Origin of the sequence: Corynebacterium vitaeruminis, from assembly GCF_001054325.1 — a bacterium.
Lineage (GTDB): Bacteria > Actinomycetota > Actinomycetes > Mycobacteriales > Mycobacteriaceae > Corynebacterium > Corynebacterium vitaeruminis_A.
This window is the reverse complement of record NZ_JVVM01000033.1, coordinates 88254-104200: the sequence shown is the minus strand read 5'-3', so window position 1 is coordinate 104200 and position 15947 is coordinate 88254. Positions and strand designations below refer to the sequence as shown.

At 55.3% G+C, this 15947-nt stretch carries 14 protein-coding genes and 1 CRISPR repeat array; of the genes, 11 read left to right on the top strand and 3 right to left on the bottom strand.

Annotated elements, in window-relative coordinates:
- Positions 1-207 precede the first annotated feature (207 nt).
- The 9 genes from ADA16_RS10205 to ADA16_RS10175 all read left to right on the top strand — a co-directional run bounded on the left by ADA16_RS10205 (position 208) and on the right by ADA16_RS10175 (position 11412).
- Complete coding sequence (locus tag ADA16_RS10205; RefSeq protein WP_048761703.1) at positions 208-3018, top strand: CRISPR-associated helicase/endonuclease Cas3; 2811 nt, start codon at positions 208-210, stop codon at positions 3016-3018.
- Positions 3015-4649, top strand: a complete 1635-nt coding sequence (gene casA, locus ADA16_RS10200; protein WP_048761702.1) for a type I-E CRISPR-associated protein Cse1/CasA — start codon at positions 3015-3017, stop codon at positions 4647-4649. The genes ADA16_RS10205 and casA overlap by 4 nt, the downstream gene beginning before the upstream one ends.
- 11 nt (positions 4650-4660) lie before the next feature.
- Complete coding sequence (casB, locus tag ADA16_RS10195) at positions 4661-5275, top strand: type I-E CRISPR-associated protein Cse2/CasB (protein ID WP_161797600.1); 615 nt, start codon at positions 4661-4663, stop codon at positions 5273-5275.
- Between the two features lie 20 nt (positions 5276-5295).
- Positions 5296-6417 (top strand): type I-E CRISPR-associated protein Cas7/Cse4/CasC, encoded by a 1122-nt coding sequence (cas7e, locus tag ADA16_RS10190; protein ID WP_053084319.1) that lies wholly within the window; start codon positions 5296-5298, stop codon positions 6415-6417.
- Positions 6417-7118 (top strand): type I-E CRISPR-associated protein Cas5/CasD, encoded by a 702-nt coding sequence (cas5e, locus tag ADA16_RS10185; protein ID WP_048761697.1) that lies wholly within the window; start codon positions 6417-6419, stop codon positions 7116-7118. Before cas7e ends, cas5e begins: the two co-directional genes overlap by 1 nt.
- A gap of 3 nt (positions 7119-7121) precedes the next feature.
- Positions 7122-7823, top strand: coding sequence for a type I-E CRISPR-associated protein Cas6/Cse3/CasE (cas6e, locus tag ADA16_RS10860; RefSeq protein ID WP_082150704.1), 702 nt, complete (start codon positions 7122-7124; stop codon positions 7821-7823).
- A 2-nt stretch (positions 7824-7825) separates the two neighbouring features.
- Entirely contained in the window at positions 7826-8785 is a 960-nt protein-coding gene (gene cas1e, locus ADA16_RS10180) for a type I-E CRISPR-associated endonuclease Cas1e (RefSeq protein ID WP_048761696.1), read from the top strand.
- Positions 8779-9144: a type I-E CRISPR-associated endoribonuclease Cas2e gene (gene cas2e, locus ADA16_RS11055; RefSeq protein ID WP_082150703.1), complete on the top strand. Its 366-nt coding sequence runs from the start codon at positions 8779-8781 to the stop codon at positions 9142-9144. Before cas1e ends, cas2e begins: the two co-directional genes overlap by 7 nt.
- A gap of 44 nt (positions 9145-9188) precedes the next feature.
- Positions 9189-10865: direct repeats of the CRISPR family, unit length 28 nt; unit sequence GTTTTCCCCGCGCGAGCGGGGATGTTCC.
- A gap of 55 nt (positions 10866-10920) precedes the next feature.
- A complete protein-coding gene (locus ADA16_RS10175; protein ID WP_048761693.1) occupies positions 10921-11412 on the top strand; it encodes a hypothetical protein in 492 nt (163 codons plus the stop codon).
- Between the two features lie 38 nt (positions 11413-11450).
- Here ADA16_RS10175 and ADA16_RS10170 read toward each other — a convergent pair whose 3' ends face one another.
- On the bottom strand, positions 11451-11786 hold the full coding sequence (locus tag ADA16_RS10170; protein WP_048761690.1) for a type II toxin-antitoxin system HicB family antitoxin: 336 nt from the start codon (positions 11784-11786) through the stop codon (positions 11451-11453).
- 305 nt (positions 11787-12091) lie between these two features.
- Here ADA16_RS10170 and ADA16_RS10165 point away from each other — a divergent pair, with 305 nt between their 5' ends.
- Positions 12092-12427, top strand: coding sequence for a YciI family protein (locus ADA16_RS10165; protein ID WP_048761689.1), 336 nt, complete (start codon positions 12092-12094; stop codon positions 12425-12427).
- A gap of 9 nt (positions 12428-12436) precedes the next feature.
- Here the strand turns inward: ADA16_RS10165 and ADA16_RS10160 are convergent, their stop codons facing one another.
- On the bottom strand, positions 12437-13288 hold the full coding sequence (locus ADA16_RS10160) for an SDR family NAD(P)-dependent oxidoreductase (RefSeq protein ID WP_048761686.1): 852 nt from the start codon (positions 13286-13288) through the stop codon (positions 12437-12439).
- On the bottom strand, positions 13285-14502 hold the full coding sequence (locus ADA16_RS10155; RefSeq protein WP_048761684.1) for a saccharopine dehydrogenase family protein: 1218 nt from the start codon (positions 14500-14502) through the stop codon (positions 13285-13287). The genes ADA16_RS10160 and ADA16_RS10155 overlap by 4 nt, the downstream gene beginning before the upstream one ends.
- Positions 14503-14608: 106 nt before the next feature.
- Between ADA16_RS10155 and ADA16_RS10150 the strand changes: the two genes are divergently transcribed.
- Positions 14609-15817 (top strand): MFS transporter, encoded by a 1209-nt coding sequence (locus ADA16_RS10150; protein WP_048761682.1) that lies wholly within the window; start codon positions 14609-14611, stop codon positions 15815-15817.
- Positions 15818-15947 lie beyond the last annotated feature (130 nt).

Sequence of the window (15947 nt, the reverse complement as noted above, 5' to 3'; positions counted from 1 at the left end):
TTTGATTATGAGGGGCGATGTTATCCCCGCGGAAGCGGGGATTTTCTTATGTCTGTGCTGCACTTGTAGAGAGCGATCAAATTATATGAACATTTGATTATGTGGGGTACCAAAGGGGGTATTTTCCATGTTGAATGAAACTAATATCTGAGTTATCTTCGAGATTAGAACAGAGGCCGGATAAGGGTTCGGCCGGACGGAGTCGTTATGTCGAACATGGACTCGAACTTGGCAGATGCATTGTCTGAAGTAGCCCGCTTGCAGTGGGCTAAATGGGATTGGCAACGCGAAGAAGCGTTGAGTCTCGCGCAACATTTAAATGATTCCCAGGATGTGGCTTTTTATCTCTGGGATGAGTGGTTGCCGGAATCACTAAGGCAAGTACTTACCGATGAATTCGGCTCGAAGGGGCAGGCGCGTGCATGGTTGGCTTTTTACGCTGGGTGTCACGATATTGGGAAAGCATCGTATTCTTTCTCCGTCAAAGTTCCCGAACTGTATGACCGAGTGTGCTCGTATGGGCTAGGCGCTGCGACAACACTTTCCTCCAAAGAATTACGTGGAGCACCCCACGGGGCTGTCGGCGCATATACATTGTGGGTTTGGTTGGTGGAAAACCATGGATTCGATGAAGATGCTGCCGACACATATGTTGCACCAATTGGTGGCCATCACGGCAAGTTTCCCGATGAGAATCTGCTGCATTCTGCCGAAGATTTCGTTGAGGAGCTCGAAGATGAAAAGTGGCAACAGATTCGTTTTGAATTCTTCGACGTCATGGCCACAAGGGCAGGTTTAACGGCGACTTATTTTGAACAACGCCGAGAACAAGGACTGTCAGCGTCAACGCAAATGTTGCTGACGGGCATTGTGGTCATGGCTGACTGGCTTGCTTCGAATACTGATTTATTCCCCCTGTCGATGTCTGATGCACCGTCGACAAACAGAAGCGATGATGCAATCAACAAGTTAAATCTTCCTGATCCGTGGGATCCTCGCCCGGAAAGTAGTGCGGATGACCTATTTCGCGCTCGGTTTGACCTGCCCGCTGGTGCCACCCCATACCCAGTTCAGCTTGACGCAGTAAAACTTGCTGAGGAAGTGGATAAACCAGGTCTGTTGCTGTTGGAAGCACCGACTGGTGAAGGCAAGACGGAGGCTGCGCTTGCGGCCGCGGAAGTATTTGCAGCCAAGTTCGGCTGTGGTGGTGTGCAAGTCGCGTTGCCTACATGCGCCACATCAGATGCCATGTTTTCTCGTGTTTTGAAGTGGCTCGATCGTGCGATTGCGGAAGACCAGTTGGCCTCTGCGATGCTCACACATAGTCGCGCGCAGTTTAATGATGAATTCCAAGGTCTTAAGTTTCCGTCACAGAGTTTTTCGGCTATTTATGACGAAGAATATGGTGCCAATTCTAAAGAGCCTGCAGTTGAGGCTCATTGGTGGCTACGATCTCGAAAAACTGCAGCGCTGGCAGACTTTACTGTTGGCACAATCGATCAGTTCCTTTTCTCGGCGCTGCAGTCGAAGCACATCATGTTGCGGCATCTGGGGCTTGCCGGAAAGGTATTGATTCTCGATGAGGTGCATGCTGCAGACATTTACATGCAGCAGTATTTGTACCGCGCATTGGAATGGTGTGGTGCATATGGAGTTCCAGTCATTGCGTTGTCGGCAACGCTTCCACCGGATACTCGTTTTCATTTGATGGAGGCCTACGCCTCGGGAATTGCACAGTTAGAAAATGCGCAAATTTCCAACAAGATTCTTGGCGAGATGGAAGTTGCCAAAGATGAACGGGCTTATCCGCTTCTGACCTTTGTCAATGCTGACGGCGTATCTATCCGTAAGCCAGAAGCTTCTTCTCGCAGACAGGTTGTGTCACTCGAATACTGTGACGACTCATCTGTAGTTTCGATGTTGACGGAAGAGCTTCGTGATGGCGGTTGCGCTGTAGTCGTGTGTAATACAGTTCAGCGTGCCCAAACGCTTTACGACGAAATTTTTGCTGACGGCAGCTTCACTGATGAGGAAGTATTTTTGCTTCATTCACGCTTCGCTGCGGCAGATCGACGGGCTAAAGAAGAAGAACTTGTTGCCAAATATGGCAAGTCTGGTGTGCGTCCACGACGGGGAGTAGTGGTGTCAACACAAATTGTCGAGCAGTCTCTTGACTTGGATTTTGACATTATGTTCAGTGATTTTGCGCCTTCGGACTTGCTAATTCAGCGGGCGGGTCGCCTCCACCGTCATGGCCGTAAAAACCGTCCGGAGCGACTTCAAGCGCCACGACTGGTGCTCTTCGGGGTCACTGAGATTAGGGATAGCGATGCTCCAGAGTTTGTGAGCGGTAGTAAACGGATTTATGGCACTGCGTTGTTGATGCGGACGGCTTCAGCTTTGATGGGGCGGAAGCAGTTTATATCGCCAGATCATGTCGCAGGGATAGTTCGTGAAACGTATGACATAGACGCACAGTGTCCAGTCAGTTGGCGAGAAGACTGGGATGCGGCGGTGCAGGAGCAGCGAGAAAGTGGAGAGAAGCTTGCTGAAAAAGCGCAACGGTCGCTCGGTCCATCGCCAAACGAAAAAGAGATGAGCCTGTGGTTCCGGCATGGGTCGGAAGAAGAGTTTCGTGGACAGTCGCAGGTCAGAGACATCGAAGAGTCAATCGAAGTAGTTCTTGTGGAACAGCGAGGCAGCGAACTCTATTCATTGCCGTGGCTGGAAAATCGCGGTGGTGAGTCACTGAGTGATGCCAATGGAGTTGACGACGAGTTAGCACGTGAAGTTGCCAAATGCACTATTTCGCTTCCTTTTTGGCAAGTCGGGGGAGTGGACGAGTTCATCGCTGAATTGGAGCGGTTTGGTAGCCCTTCTTGGCAACTCAGCTCTTGGCTAAAGGGACTTCTTCCATTCCCTTTGGATGAAAGTGGGGAATGCCATGTGAACGAAGTTAGTTTTTCATACGATATGAACTATGGTTTGCGGTCCATTCGAGAAAAGGAGTCGCAGTGAGCGGAGCTGAGCCGAGTTTTAATCTGCTCGATGAGCCCTGGATTAAAGTCACGGGACACGATGGCAGTGGTCGGGAATTAGGCCTTCGAGATATCTTTGCGCAGGCTGGTGAGTTAAAACGGATCTCTGGTGAGTCGCCAGCGCAGGATTTTGCGGTTTTGCGGGTGGCTCTTGCGGTTCTTTATCGCGCATTCAACTTTGGAGAAGATGTCAAGGAAAACCGTAAACAATGGGCGGCAGCATGGGAGGACAAAAAGCTGCCGTTAGAGCAGATTAACAACTATTTGGATGAATATTCGCACCGATTCGATTTGCTCGATCGGGAAGCCCCTTTCATGCAAACTCCTTCGTTGGCTACAAAAAGTGGGGAATGGAAGAGCCTTGAAGCAATTATTCCGGACTCACCAGAGCTAGGTGACCTCTTTTACCGGCGCTCAGCAATTGAGCCACTTCCATTGGCGGAAGCAGGTCGTTGGCTGGTTCATTGCCTAGCCTTTGATTTCTCGGGAATTAAATCAGGTGCAGTCGGTGACCCTCGCGTCAAAGGCGGGAAAGGTTATCCCATTGGCATTGGTTGGGCAGGCTGGTTAGGCGGGACCGTACTCGAAGGACATAGTCTCCTTGAAACGCTGCTGCTAAATATCGTTGATCACAATCCCGCTGCCTGGGCCGGTGCTCCTATATGGGAATTGCCGGTTCCGACAGCGGCAGTCTCGGCCGAACCGCTTCCAAAAGGCCAACTCACTCTTATGACGTGGCCACAGCGACGTATCCGTCTTCATGTGGAAAATGGCATGGTTACCGGAGCACTTGTTTGCAATGGCGATCCGGTGGACTATCTGTATCAAGATGCACTCGAAATGATGTCTCCATGGCGTTATAGCGAGCCGCAATCGAAGAAGGCCAAAGAAGATATCTACATGCCAAAGGCCATCAATCCTGATCGCGCGCTTTGGAGAGGACTCTCGGCTGTGCTACCTGAAGCGGACGTTGATACGACCAAGGGGCGCACTGGTAGCGAAGTAACAGTTTCAAAGCCCGCCGGTGTCATGGAAGCGTTGAAGACTCGTACAGGTCGTCGCAGTGGCATTGTGCCGCAGAATTACCGGTTGAGTCTTCGGATGGTTGGTTACGAATATGGTCCTCAAATGGCTTCGTACAACCGCCTATTAACAGACAACCTGGCGTTCCCTGCCCTTTTGGCTGCCGATAAACAAACCGTCCAATTCGTGTTGTTGGCCGCAAACCGAACACAAGATACAGCAGCCGAATTGCGAAAATTTGCCAATAATTTGGCCATTGCATCTGGTGGCGAACGCGGGGCTGCAGGCTTTAGTGCAGAGGGGTCCTTCTACTCGGATGTAGACCCAGTATTCCGCCAGTGGATTAATGGACTCACACCAGAAACAGACCTAAATAGTCATCTTGCGCTGTGGAGCGATCAATTGCGGAACTTAGCAACCACGAAGGCTGCAGAGTTGATAGCGGGTGTGCCCGACAGCGCATGGTCAGGTCGTGAGGTTGATGAGCGTCAGTACAACGTGGGGCACGCTGAGCTGTGGTTCCGACGAGGTCTCGGAAAAGTTCTGCCACGGCCGGAAGAACGAAATCCTGGAGAGAGAGTTAAGTAACAATGGCAGATATGAATAAGTCGCAGTCGCGCAGCTCCCTGCTGTACAGGTTTGTTGCCGGCAAAGCACAAAGCTTAGCAGGCGGTCTGGCCAACGAAACCTCGGAAGCTCGTGCCTCGCTTGCAGTGCTCCGCCGCTCACTGAGCGCGCCGCTGGCAGAGCAGCCCCAGGTGTGGTCAGAGGTATTCAATTCTTTCCCGGCGGAGCTTGAAGGCCCTCGAGATGAACCCGGCGTCTATGAAACTGCAGCGCACCTTGCATTGGCATTTTTTGCACTTCATCAGCAATCGAGAAGTGAATCCATGCATAAGGCCAACGAAGGATTCGGAACGGCCATTTGTCGTCTTCATCAAGTAGCAGGTGAAAACCAGAAAAAGGGTATTGAGCGACGCTTTAACGCGGTGCTTACTGCACAGACAACCGGTGAGTTGGTTCACCATTTACGCGGACTAATTCAGATGCTGAGGAGTTACAGCATTCCGATGGATTACGGCCAGTTGGCTAATGATTTGGTGGCGTTGACCTATTCAGATTCAGCTCGCCGTGTGCGACTTCGTTGGGCCCGGGATATGAACAGAGTTCCGCAATCCGAAATCGATGACCATGACCGCGCAGTAGAAAACTAGTAACAACAGAAAGGCACATCATGACCATCTACATTGATATTCACGCGCTCCAAACTGTTCCGCCATCAAACCTCAACCGAGATGACACCGGCAGTCCAAAGACTGCCAACTACGGCGGTGTACGACGGGCCCGAGTTTCCAGCCAAGCTTGGAAGCGCGCAGCGCGTAAGGAATTCGAGAACTTACTTGACCTAGATAAGTTGGGACAGCGTACTCGCTTCAGTCCGTCATTGATTGCCGCGGAAATCATTTCGCAGGCTCCGGAGCTGGAAGAAAGTGCTGAGCATTTAGCGCTCAGTGTTCTGCAGAAGACAAAGCTGAAGCAGGCAAAGCCCAAGAAGGGCGAGGAAGATACGCGTATCCGTACTGAGTACCTGCTTTTTGTGTCCCGCGCGCAAATCAAAGCGCTAGCTGATCTGGCAATTCGGTACCAGGATGATCCCGCAAAAATTCCTGCGAAGGAAGCGAAGGAAGCATTAAATAACGAGCATTCAGTCGACATTGCACTCTTCGGTCGCATGCTGGCTGATGCTCCAGACCTCAATGTTGATGCAACGTGCCAGTTCAATCATGCTATTTCTGTTCATCCGACAGTTACAGAGTTTGACTACTTCACTGCGGTTGATGACAACGCAGCAGAGGACAACGCTGGTGCTGGCATGATCGGCACGGTGGAGTTCACCTCGTCTACGCTGTACCGTTACGCAACGGTCAACGCTAGTGAACTGGCTCAGTCTTTGGGGTCAAAGGAGGCGGCATCGGAAGCTGCTGGTGCGCTACTCAAGGCATTTGCGCTTTCGATGCCAACTGGTAAGCAGAACACGTTTGCTAACCGAACGCGACCAGATTTGATCGTGGTTCAAGTTCGTGATGATCAGCCTGTCAATCTGTCAGAAGCTTTTGAAGACCCAGTGGAAGCCACTCGTGGCCGCACAGAAAACGCATCCATCAAGCTGGCAGAGTATGCCGCCGAGCAGGACGGTGCATACGATTCTCATCCACTCGGAGGTGCATACCTTGCCACTGGTGGCGCAGCTACTGAAGCCGCAATGGAAAAGTTGAATGTCTTTGGCGATCGCACTGACATGGCTGGTTTAGTCAATTTAGTTGAGCAGGCTGTCATGGAGAAGGCTGAGTTCTAATGTCGGTTCTCCTCTTGAGGCTCGCTGGACCTATGCAAGCATGGGGAGACTCGAGTCGATTCAATCACCGTGGTACTCGGAGAGAGCCGACGAAAAGCGGGGTAGTGGGTTTGCTTGCAGCTGCAAGCGGACGTCGCCGTACTGATGCGATTGAAGATTTGGCGTCACTCGGCTTTGGTGTTCGCACTGATCAGATTGGAAAGGTCGAGCGAGATTTCCAGACTGAAATTGATTGGCGCAACAACAAATCCAAGCCCCTGACGTATCGTGATTACCTCACTGATGCCATCTTCATTGTTGGAATTGAAGGTCCACGCAGCGTCCTTGAAGGGCTTGCCGACGCGGTACAGCGACCAGCTTTCCCCCTCTACTTAGGCCGCCGTGCATTCCAACCGACAGGAAGAATGGTTCTAGGAATTGAGGAAAAGCCACTGGAAGACGCTCTGCGTGAGGCTCCTTGGCAAGCATCGACTTGGTATCGGAAACGTCAGCCAGAAGTAGTTTCGCTGCCAATTGTTAGAGATATGCGTGATGGTGAGACCTACGATGAGCTAATTCCGGATACTCCAGTCAGCTTTGATCCACGAGAACGAAAACACGAGATGCGACCAGTGGTTCATGGATGGCTAGAGATTGAAAATAAAGAAGGAAAGCGTCCTGTGTTTTCTCACGATCCGATGTCGTTGCTGGGAGGTGACTAGTCGATGTACCTTTCACGCATGTTTCTCAATCCGCAACGGCGGGGGACTCGTAAGTTGTTAGCCAGCCCAGAGGCCATGCATGCCGCAGTGCTGTCAGCTTTTCCGCCAAATAGTGACCTAGTCAGCCATGATGGTCGTGTTTTGTGGCGAGTTGACCGGGAAGCCCATTCCCTTGCACTGTACGTGGTGAGTCCTGAAAAGCCATCATTTGAGCATCTACAGCAGCAAGCAGGCTGGGAAAATCAAGTATCGTGGGCGATACGTGAATACGAACCGGTCTTGGGAAGTATTTCCGTCGGAAAGCGATTTCGTTTTAGGTTGGCAGCGAATCCTGTGAAGTCAGTGCGTGACCCTCAGACGGGTAAGTCTAAGAGACTTGCGCATGTAACTGCAGCCCAACAGCGAAATTGGTTGTTAGAACGCGCTGAAGTTATGGGTGTGCGATTTCTACCGACTGAGTTTTCACATGCAGATAGCCATGACACCTCCAATGATGATTTAGCTGTTTCCGTTACAGGTAGGGAAGTAGTGAAGTTCCGTAGGCAGGGACGGATGGTCACGATCGCTCGGGCACAGTTCGATGGAGCCATCGAGGTAGCTGATGCTGAGAGATTCCGCCGTGTTTTGACAAACGGAATTGGCAAAGCAAAGGGCTATGGGTGTGGATTGCTGACTGTTGCTCCAATGACTTCCAAAAGTGACTAGGCATGGCCAATATTCCAGGAGCGCGTCCGTCGAAACCGATCGAATTGGCGAGGGCTGAAGACCGGATTTCTTTTCTCTATCTTGAGCACTGCACCATCGGTCGAGATTCTAATTCTCTCACTGCGACTGACGACCAGGGCGTCATGCATATACCCAGTGCAGCACTGGGAGTGCTTATGTTGGGCCCTGGTACACGGGTTACGCATCAGGCGATGGTGGTTATTGCAGATGCCGGTTCGACAATTGTCTGGGTGGGAGAAAACGGTGTGCGATATTACGCGCATGGCCGACCGATAGGTCGGTCGACCCGGCTTCTGGAACAGCAGGCAAAGCTAGTGAGCAACCGAAAAACCCGACTAGCGGTTGCGCGTGAAATGTATGGGATGCGTTTTTCCGGTGAGGATGTGGAATCCCTAAATATGCAGCAATTACGGGGCCGAGAGGGTGCTCGGGTTCGTTCGGTTTATAGGGAATGGTCAAAGATAACCGGGGTTGAGTGGTCGCGCCGTGAATACCGCCCTGACGATTTCTCGGATGGCACGCCAATCAATCAGGCCCTCTCAGCAGCACATTCTTGCCTGTACGGTGTCGTGCATGCCGTGATAGTTTCCCTGGGAATGAGTCCTGGCTTGGGGTTTGTGCACACGGGGCACGACCGCGCATTTGTTTATGACATTGCGGATTTGTATAAGGCAGACATAACGATTCCAGTTGCTTTTACTGTGGTTTCTGAGCTTGGAACCGAGGTTGATACTCAAACACTAAGCACTACGGTTAGGCGACATGTGCGTGATCGGATTCGTGAAGAAAAAGTTATTTCGCGCTGCGTTAAGGACCTAAAGCTCTTAATGAAAGAGCCTCTTGAAAACGAGGAATTCGGCGAAGTTATCGAGTTGTGGGATTACAGCCGCGGCACGATTAAAGGTGGTACAAACTACTCCTCCGGAGAACCACCATGGTGACAATAGTTTTGACGAGCTGTCCTGCCGGATTGCGGGGCCATTTAACTCGATGGCTTGAGGAAATCTCCCCAGGTGTATTTGTTGGGAAAGTTAACTCTCGTCTCCGTGACATCTTGTGGGGACTCGTCATCGAAATGGTCGGCAGCGGTCGTGCAATTATGGTTTATCCGGATTGGAATGCCGAACAAGGGTATGCCTACAAGGTGCATCGGCATGAGTGGGAAGTAGTTGATGTTGAAGGACTGTCCCTGATTCGGCGCCCGTTCAAAAATGAGGCTAAAGGCGATGTCGGATTAAAGCCTGGGTGGTCAAATCCAGCTAAACGGCGTCGTGCTCGACACGCTCGTCGTTCTGAGTAATATAAAATTCTTCACTGGGAACCGAATTTTGCTGGTGAAGAAGTGTTTTCCCCGCGCGAGCGGGGATGTTCCCGGCCCGCACACCACGATCAGCGCAGACATCTGGTTTTCCCCGCGCGAGCGGGGATGTTCCACCTCGGGTCATGGATCAACGAAGCGGAAACCGGTTTTCCCCGCGCGAGCGGGGATGTTCCTGCTCGGAGTCTGCCGCTTCTGCCCATCACGCCGTTTTCCCCGCGCGAGCGGGGATGTTCCTGGTGTTGTTGTCCATCGGGGTGCGTGGCGCTGGTTTTCCCCGCGCGAGCGGGGATGTTCCCTGTCGGCAGCACGGACACCATCAGCCACCCATGGTTTTCCCCGCGCGAGCGGGGATGTTCCCGGAGCTTTGGAGATTGCGTCGCGTCTGCGTGCGTTTTCCCCGCGCGAGCGGGGATGTTCCCGTATCTGGCTTATCGCTGGCGATGATGCCGCGGTTTTCCCCGCGCGAGCGGGGATGTTCCGCAAGCAGGGGAACCACAGTCAAGCCAAGGCGCGTTTTCCCCGCGCGAGCGGGGATGTTCCCATCCAACTGTCCATTAGCGCCCACAGTGGCACGTTTTCCCCGCGCGAGCGGGGATGTTCCTATTTCGGGTCGGACGCTTGTACACACCCATAGGTTTTCCCCGCGCGAGCGGGGATGTTCCCTCCGGCACCGCATTCAGCGCGCCACCAACAGCGTTTTCCCCGCGCGAGCGGGGATGTTCCCAGGGGTATCAACCCATCCCCGTCCCGCATCCGGTTTTCCCCGCGCGAGCGGGGATGTTCCTCACCATTGCTGACGGTGCCCCGTATCTCGTCGGTTTTCCCCGCGCGAGCGGGGATGTTCCGCAGTTTGCTGGGGCGCGGTTGATTGATGGCGTGTTTTCCCCGCGCGAGCGGGGATGTTCCCCAGAGCAGGGAAGCAACGCCAAACATCAGCCAGTTTTCCCCGCGCGAGCGGGGATGTTCCTCGATGACAGCGAGGTGAACGCGTCAATCGCATGTTTTCCCCGCGCGAGCGGGGATGTTCCCACCATCCGAAAAGCCATGCCCGGCGACCTACTGTTTTCCCCGCGCGAGCGGGGATGTTCCCATTGGAACAGATGCTCGCCGATAAATACCTGCGTTTTCCCCGCGCGAGCGGGGATGTTCCGGAGAGCGTGAGAACCGAGTGGCTGTCCAACCAGTTTTCCCCGCGCGAGCGGGGATGTTCCTACTCCGACGCGGCTGGCTCCTCAATAAACCCCGTTTTCCCCGCGCGAGCGGGGATGTTCCAGAAAAGGCCTGCCCGTGCAGCAACACGGAACAGGTTTTCCCCGCGCGAGCGGGGATGTTCCGGTGTGGCAGTTGTACGGCCCTGCCGCGTACATGTTTTCCCCGCGCGAGCGGGGATGTTCCGTGGGGGACGTTGCCTTATATCCGTGGGCTGGAGTTTTCCCCGCGCGAGCGGGGATGTTCCTTGAGAACGATAACGATTTCTGGGCAGTCGCAGGTTTTCCCCGCGCGAGCGGGGATGTTCCCGCTGAGGGTGGCATTATGCGCGCCTACATCGAGTTTTCCCCGCGCGAGCGGGGATGTTCCCGGGACGCTGCTGCAGAGCCAGGACAATCGGATGTTTTCCCCGCGTGAGCGGGGATGTTCCCACCATGCGCTCGAATTCCTGCGCTGTGTCAAGGTTTTCCCCGCGTGGACGGGGATGTTCCGGTTTAATCATGAGGGGGATATTATCCCCACAGAAACACTCAGGAGAGTAAACGCATGACGAAGTACTGGGATCACAACGGCAGTATCTACAAAGACGACGGCCAGGAAGATTGGTGCGTTTATAACCCGTCTTTGCGTGATTGGGAGCGCACCCCGCGCGCTAAGGAAGCCTACGACAAGGCAGGCCAAGACTCGTTCGACCCCATCACCGAGCAGCAGGCACTCGTCGATATTGCAGAGCAGCAGGAACGCTACAACAACAAGATTCAGGACAAAATCAAGGAACTGCGCGCGAAAATGAAAGCTGTCGGTGCGCAGGACAGGCAGGCTGCTGAACAGCCGTACCCAACCTTTGCCGAGCAGTCCGCCGCATACCGTGAGGGCGCGCAGGCCTATAACGAGGGAAAATCTTGGCGCGATAACCCGCATGCCCCCGAGTCAGGCCTAGCCGCCCCGTGGCGCATGGGGTTCAATACCCGCAAGCAGCAGGTAGCGGAGATCAGGGCACAGCGAGCCGCCGCTGTGAAACAGGAAATGGCGAAATAGGAAAACTAGGTCCTGCCCGCAAAACGCCCAATCAAAACCTATGCAGCGCCTGCGAGTGTCTGCGCTATGTAAGCGTTGAGCGAGACTCCTTCGCGGGCAGCTGCCATTGCCAGTTTCCGGTGCAGTGAACTGGGGATTCGGACGTTGAATCGCCCCGAGTAGGAACGGTGACCGAAGGGCTCTGGGACTGCTTCATCGGAGGCTTCCATATCCATAAGAACCTCAGTAACGAGGTCTCGAAGTTTTTGTTCCGCTTCCGACGAGTTTTCAGCTACCCACGACAGTGAAGGAAACTCCAGTACCGTCGCCACATATTCTTGATCAGGTTCTGACCAGAAGACCTGGTAGGTGTACTTTTCAGCAGGATAAGACATTGTTATTTTCCTTCGAGTAGAAGTTTGTCGACGGCGGCTAGTACTTGATTGACCTGGTAGGGCTTTGCTTTCCCATTTCGGTTTTGAATGTTGACTCGAGGGTCGCTGCGCCACGGTGTTTTGTATGTTTCATGATCGCCCCCGCGCTTTTTCTATTTTGTCCCCCACACCTTTGATAGTACCGTCTGTAGTACCACCCCGGTCAAGGGGGTAAACAGCAACCAAAGCCAAAATTCTCCAAAACATCCCGGGTCCAACCCCACCTAATCTGTTACACTTAGCAAAACGAAACCCAGGAGCTTGGTGTGCAGTACTTTTTCACGGTTCATGGCCGCAGAGATATCAACGCGTATGACTCTGATGAGGAAATGCACGCTGCCTTTGATCGCGTTGGACGCTTCAATCAGAAGCTCCAGGACGAAGGCCACTGGGTTATGGCCGGCGGGTTAGTGCCGCCGGAGCAGGCCATGACGGTGCTACCGGATGGTTCGCACAGCGATTTGCCGTATTACAACGCGATGACTTTCCCCTCGGGGTTCTGGATCATCGAGGTAGAAGACGAGCAAGAGGCCATCAACTTAGCCCACGAAGCCTCGGAGGCGTGCGCGCAGGCAGTCGAAATGCGCGCCATTGCGGAATAGCACGCTTACTCACCGCAGCCCATGCACCCGACGCATGATGGTTAACATCGCCTGCGTCGGAATTCGCCGCATCAAGGGCACAGCCACGCTTGCCGACGACCCCCGCGCCACCAGGGCCAAAGGTCGCTCGGCAGCCACCTCGCGCATGACCACCTCCGCAATCTCGGAAGCGGGAATGCCCCCTTCCTCATTGGCATTCAACTTCGTCAGCATGCGGTGGACATCAGCAGCGTAAACGGAACCCTCATCGCTATATGTCGTCCGACGTGCAGAAATACCGGTGTTTATGGCACCCGGCTCGACAACGGTCACGCCGATACCGAACTGCGCGACTTCACCGCGCAGCGAGAGTCCAAAGCCGCGGATAGCGGCCTTGGTCGCCACGTAGGAAGAACGGTAGGACAGTGGCAGCCCGCCGAGCATCGAGCCAATCAGTACGATTCGGCCACGACCGGCCCCACGCATGCCGGGCAGCAGCTGCTGTAACAGCTCCACCTGTCCTAGAACATTGACCTGGAAGAGGCGCTCAAGCGCTTCGCGGGGTAGTTCCTCGAAAGCGCCCGACTGACTCTCGCCGGCATTGGCAACGACGACGTCGTAAGGCCCGTGGGCGACCACGGCAGCGATATCGTCTGCGCTGGACATGTCGAGCGCCACCATCTGCACGCCCTCGGGGTGTGGTGCCTCGGCGCCTCTGCGGGACGTGCCAATGACCTCGAAACCGGCCCTGACCAGTGCCTCCGCGCATGCCCAACCGATTCCGGAGGAAGCGCCGGTCACTAACGCGCGACCGCCACCTACAGTCGGCAGCTTCGGTCCGCGGGTGAGATTCGCAAAAGTACCGGTCAGGCCACCAATCATCGAGCCTGCACCGCCTCAATGGTCATGCCGCCGACGCGGAGACGGCGGGACAGAGCGTCGCCAAGCGCGACGGTAGGAGTGAGCACGCCGGTGGTGTCCGGCAGATCGTCGTGAACGAGTGCGAGGGCGGCGCTGGAAATCATCATGGCGGTGCCTGCGTACCCTGGGTCTTCCTCAAGCGACACCCTGGAGCGCCAGTGAATGCCGGAGGTATCGACTGTGTAGGCCTCGATGGTGAAGCGACCCTCGGCCTGTGCTTCAGCGCTCGGACCCTCGCCCGGCTTCGGCAACTTCTTATCGATAAGCTTGGCCGTCGGCCCAAATGCCAGCGCTGCCAGTGCCAACCTGCAGACAGCTGCGAAAGCATTCGCGCGCACGAAAGCTTTCGGACCGCGGCCGACATTGAGCAGCTCGCGGTAGCGGAAGGAATCACCGTAATCCGCCAGCATCGCTGAGCGCTGAACAACGCGGGTATTGAAAGGCGCCATGAAGAAGGGAGCTCGCCAGTGGCGGCGGAAGCGCGCCGGGCGCAGGTCGACGCCGAACTTACCCTGGTCGGGGCCCGGCTCAGCCAGCGCGTACTGATCGGCGATGATGCGACGCAGCTTGGGATCCTTCTTGGCCTGTTCAATTTGAACGCGAACCGAATCGATAGTTCCGCCGGAGACACCACCCTTGACATGCTTGAACAGCAGGGTCGTCTCACCGAGCTTGGTGTGGGCCGCCTCGTGGAGCTCCCGGACAGCGACATCGGAGGGAATCGAGTCGAAGCCACAGGAGTGGACAATCTTCGCCCCGGTCTGCTGCGCTACCTCGTGATTGTTCGCGATGGAGTCGTGGACGAACAGCACCTCGCCACACAGGTCGACATAGTGAGTGCCGGCCTTGGCGCACTCGGCCACCAGGGTGCGACCGTACTTCGCGTACGGTCCAACAACGGTCAGCACCACCTTTGTACTGGCCGCAAGCTTTGCCACCGCCTGCTGGTCGGCGGCATCCGCAACAATGACCGGCCAGTCCGATACGCCTGCGTTCTCCGCGACGTCGGCAAGCTTCTGGGCATTCCTGCCCGCGAGCGCCACCTTCGTCTGACCGGCGTGGTTAGCCAGATAGTCCACAATCAAGCGGCCCACGAAACCCGTGGCACCGTAGACGACGATGTCGTACTCGCGGTCGTGGTTGCGACTTTGCGGCTGTGCAGGAGAAGTAGTCATGCCTACGAAACTAATAAAACGAACGCGATACCGCGCGCGAATTAAAAAGGTTTTTCAGATCCGGGTATCCAGCGAGGGGTTTGGAGGGAGGGCTAACGTAGGACAAGTGACTAGCGCTAACGAAAACCCCGAACAGATCGAAGGACTACGGCCAGAAGATCCTGGATTCCGCCGCGCGCTCGTCGCCGTGCTCTTCGCCGGCCTGGCATCGTTCCAAGCGCTCTACGCAACGCAGGCGCTACTGCCCACGCTTTCCGACGAGCTATCGGTCGACCCAGCCACCGCCGCACTGACGGTATCCGCCACCACTGGTGGCCTGGCCTGTGCGATTATCCCGGTGTCCATATTGTCCGAACGCTTTGGACGCAGACGTGTGATTGTCATCAGCGCATTTGTGGCAACGTTGCTGGGGCTCGTGGTATCAATCGCGCCGGGCATCGGTTCGATGATTGCGCTGCGCCTGTTGCAGGGCATTGTCATTGCCGGTGTGCCCGCGGTGGCAATGGCTTATGTCAGTGAGGAAGTCCACGCCGACCATGTCAGTCGCGTGATGGGGCTGTATATCTCGGGCACGACGGTCGGTGGCCTCCTCGGCCGTATCATCCCATCCATTGTGTTGGAGTTCGCCTCCTGGCGGGTGGCGATTGCGGTCTCGGCGACGGTGGCGTTCATCTTCGCCATCCTGACCTGGTATTTTCTGCCACAGCAGCGCAGGTTCCAGCCGAAGAAACTGTCGTTTGCGGGGGAGGGGCAGGCCATTGCGCGGCACTTGCGCGACCCGCGCATCCTCGCGCTTTGCGCCCTGGCATTCCTGTTTATGGGCTCGTTTGTCTCCCTGTACAACTACCTGGGTTTCCGACTGGGCGATAAGTTCGGGCTCTCCCCGGCGCTGGCAGGGTTCGTATTTATTCTCTACCTGTCGGGCACGTGGTCGTCGGCACGCGCGGGCGTGTGGGCGAAGACGGTGAGCCGCCGTCGCCTCATCGCCATTGCGACTCTGGCTGCGTGCGTAGGCCTGGGGCTGGCGCTGCTGCCGTGGCTGCCCGCACTGATTGTGGGCGTGCTGATTTTCACGGCCTCGTTCTTCGTGGCGCACTCGCTATCCTCGTCCGGCGTGGGGCTGGTGGCGCAGCGCGACCGCGCCGAGGCCTCATCCATGTACCTGTTCAGCTACTACGCGGGCTCGTCCATTGTCGGTTGGGTATCCGGCATGGTGTTCAGCCGCTTCGAGTGGGCAGGGCTGATTCCGTGGCTGGTGGTGCTGTCCTTCATCGCGGGCGCCTGTGCTGTGGCGGGGCTGAAGCCGCGGCGGTAGGGGCACAACCGGCAGCGAAGTGCATTTAGACACCACGAAAAGAACCCTTAATGTAAAAAATCGCTGTTTTTTGCATTAAGGGTTAGTTTTTAGGGCACTATATGTAGAAAGCATCATGTAAAAAGCATTG

Bases quoted from the DNA above. Each gene is read 5' to 3' on its own strand.
- ADA16_RS10160 (WP_048761686.1), bottom strand. From the start codon at position 13,288: ATGATTGGTGGCCTGACCGGTACTTTTGCGAATCTCACCCGCGGACCG.
- cas2e (WP_082150703.1), top strand. From the start codon at position 8,779: ATGGTGACAATAGTTTTGACGAGCTGTCCTGCCGGATTGCGGGGCCAT.
- ADA16_RS10175 (WP_048761693.1), top strand. From the start codon at position 10,921: ATGACGAAGTACTGGGATCACAACGGCAGTATCTACAAAGACGACGGC.
- ADA16_RS10170 (WP_048761690.1), bottom strand. From the start codon at position 11,786: ATGTCTTATCCTGCTGAAAAGTACACCTACCAGGTCTTCTGGTCAGAA.
- cas1e (WP_048761696.1), top strand. From the start codon at position 7,826: ATGGCCAATATTCCAGGAGCGCGTCCGTCGAAACCGATCGAATTGGCG.
- cas7e (WP_053084319.1), top strand. From the start codon at position 5,296: ATGACCATCTACATTGATATTCACGCGCTCCAAACTGTTCCGCCATCA.
- ADA16_RS10155 (WP_048761684.1), bottom strand. From the start codon at position 14,502: ATGACTACTTCTCCTGCACAGCCGCAAAGTCGCAACCACGACCGCGAG.
- casB (WP_161797600.1), top strand. From the start codon at position 4,661: ATGAATAAGTCGCAGTCGCGCAGCTCCCTGCTGTACAGGTTTGTTGCC.
- cas5e (WP_048761697.1), top strand. From the start codon at position 6,417: ATGTCGGTTCTCCTCTTGAGGCTCGCTGGACCTATGCAAGCATGGGGA.
- cas6e (WP_082150704.1), top strand. From the start codon at position 7,122: ATGTACCTTTCACGCATGTTTCTCAATCCGCAACGGCGGGGGACTCGT.
- ADA16_RS10205 (WP_048761703.1), top strand. From the start codon at position 208: ATGTCGAACATGGACTCGAACTTGGCAGATGCATTGTCTGAAGTAGCC.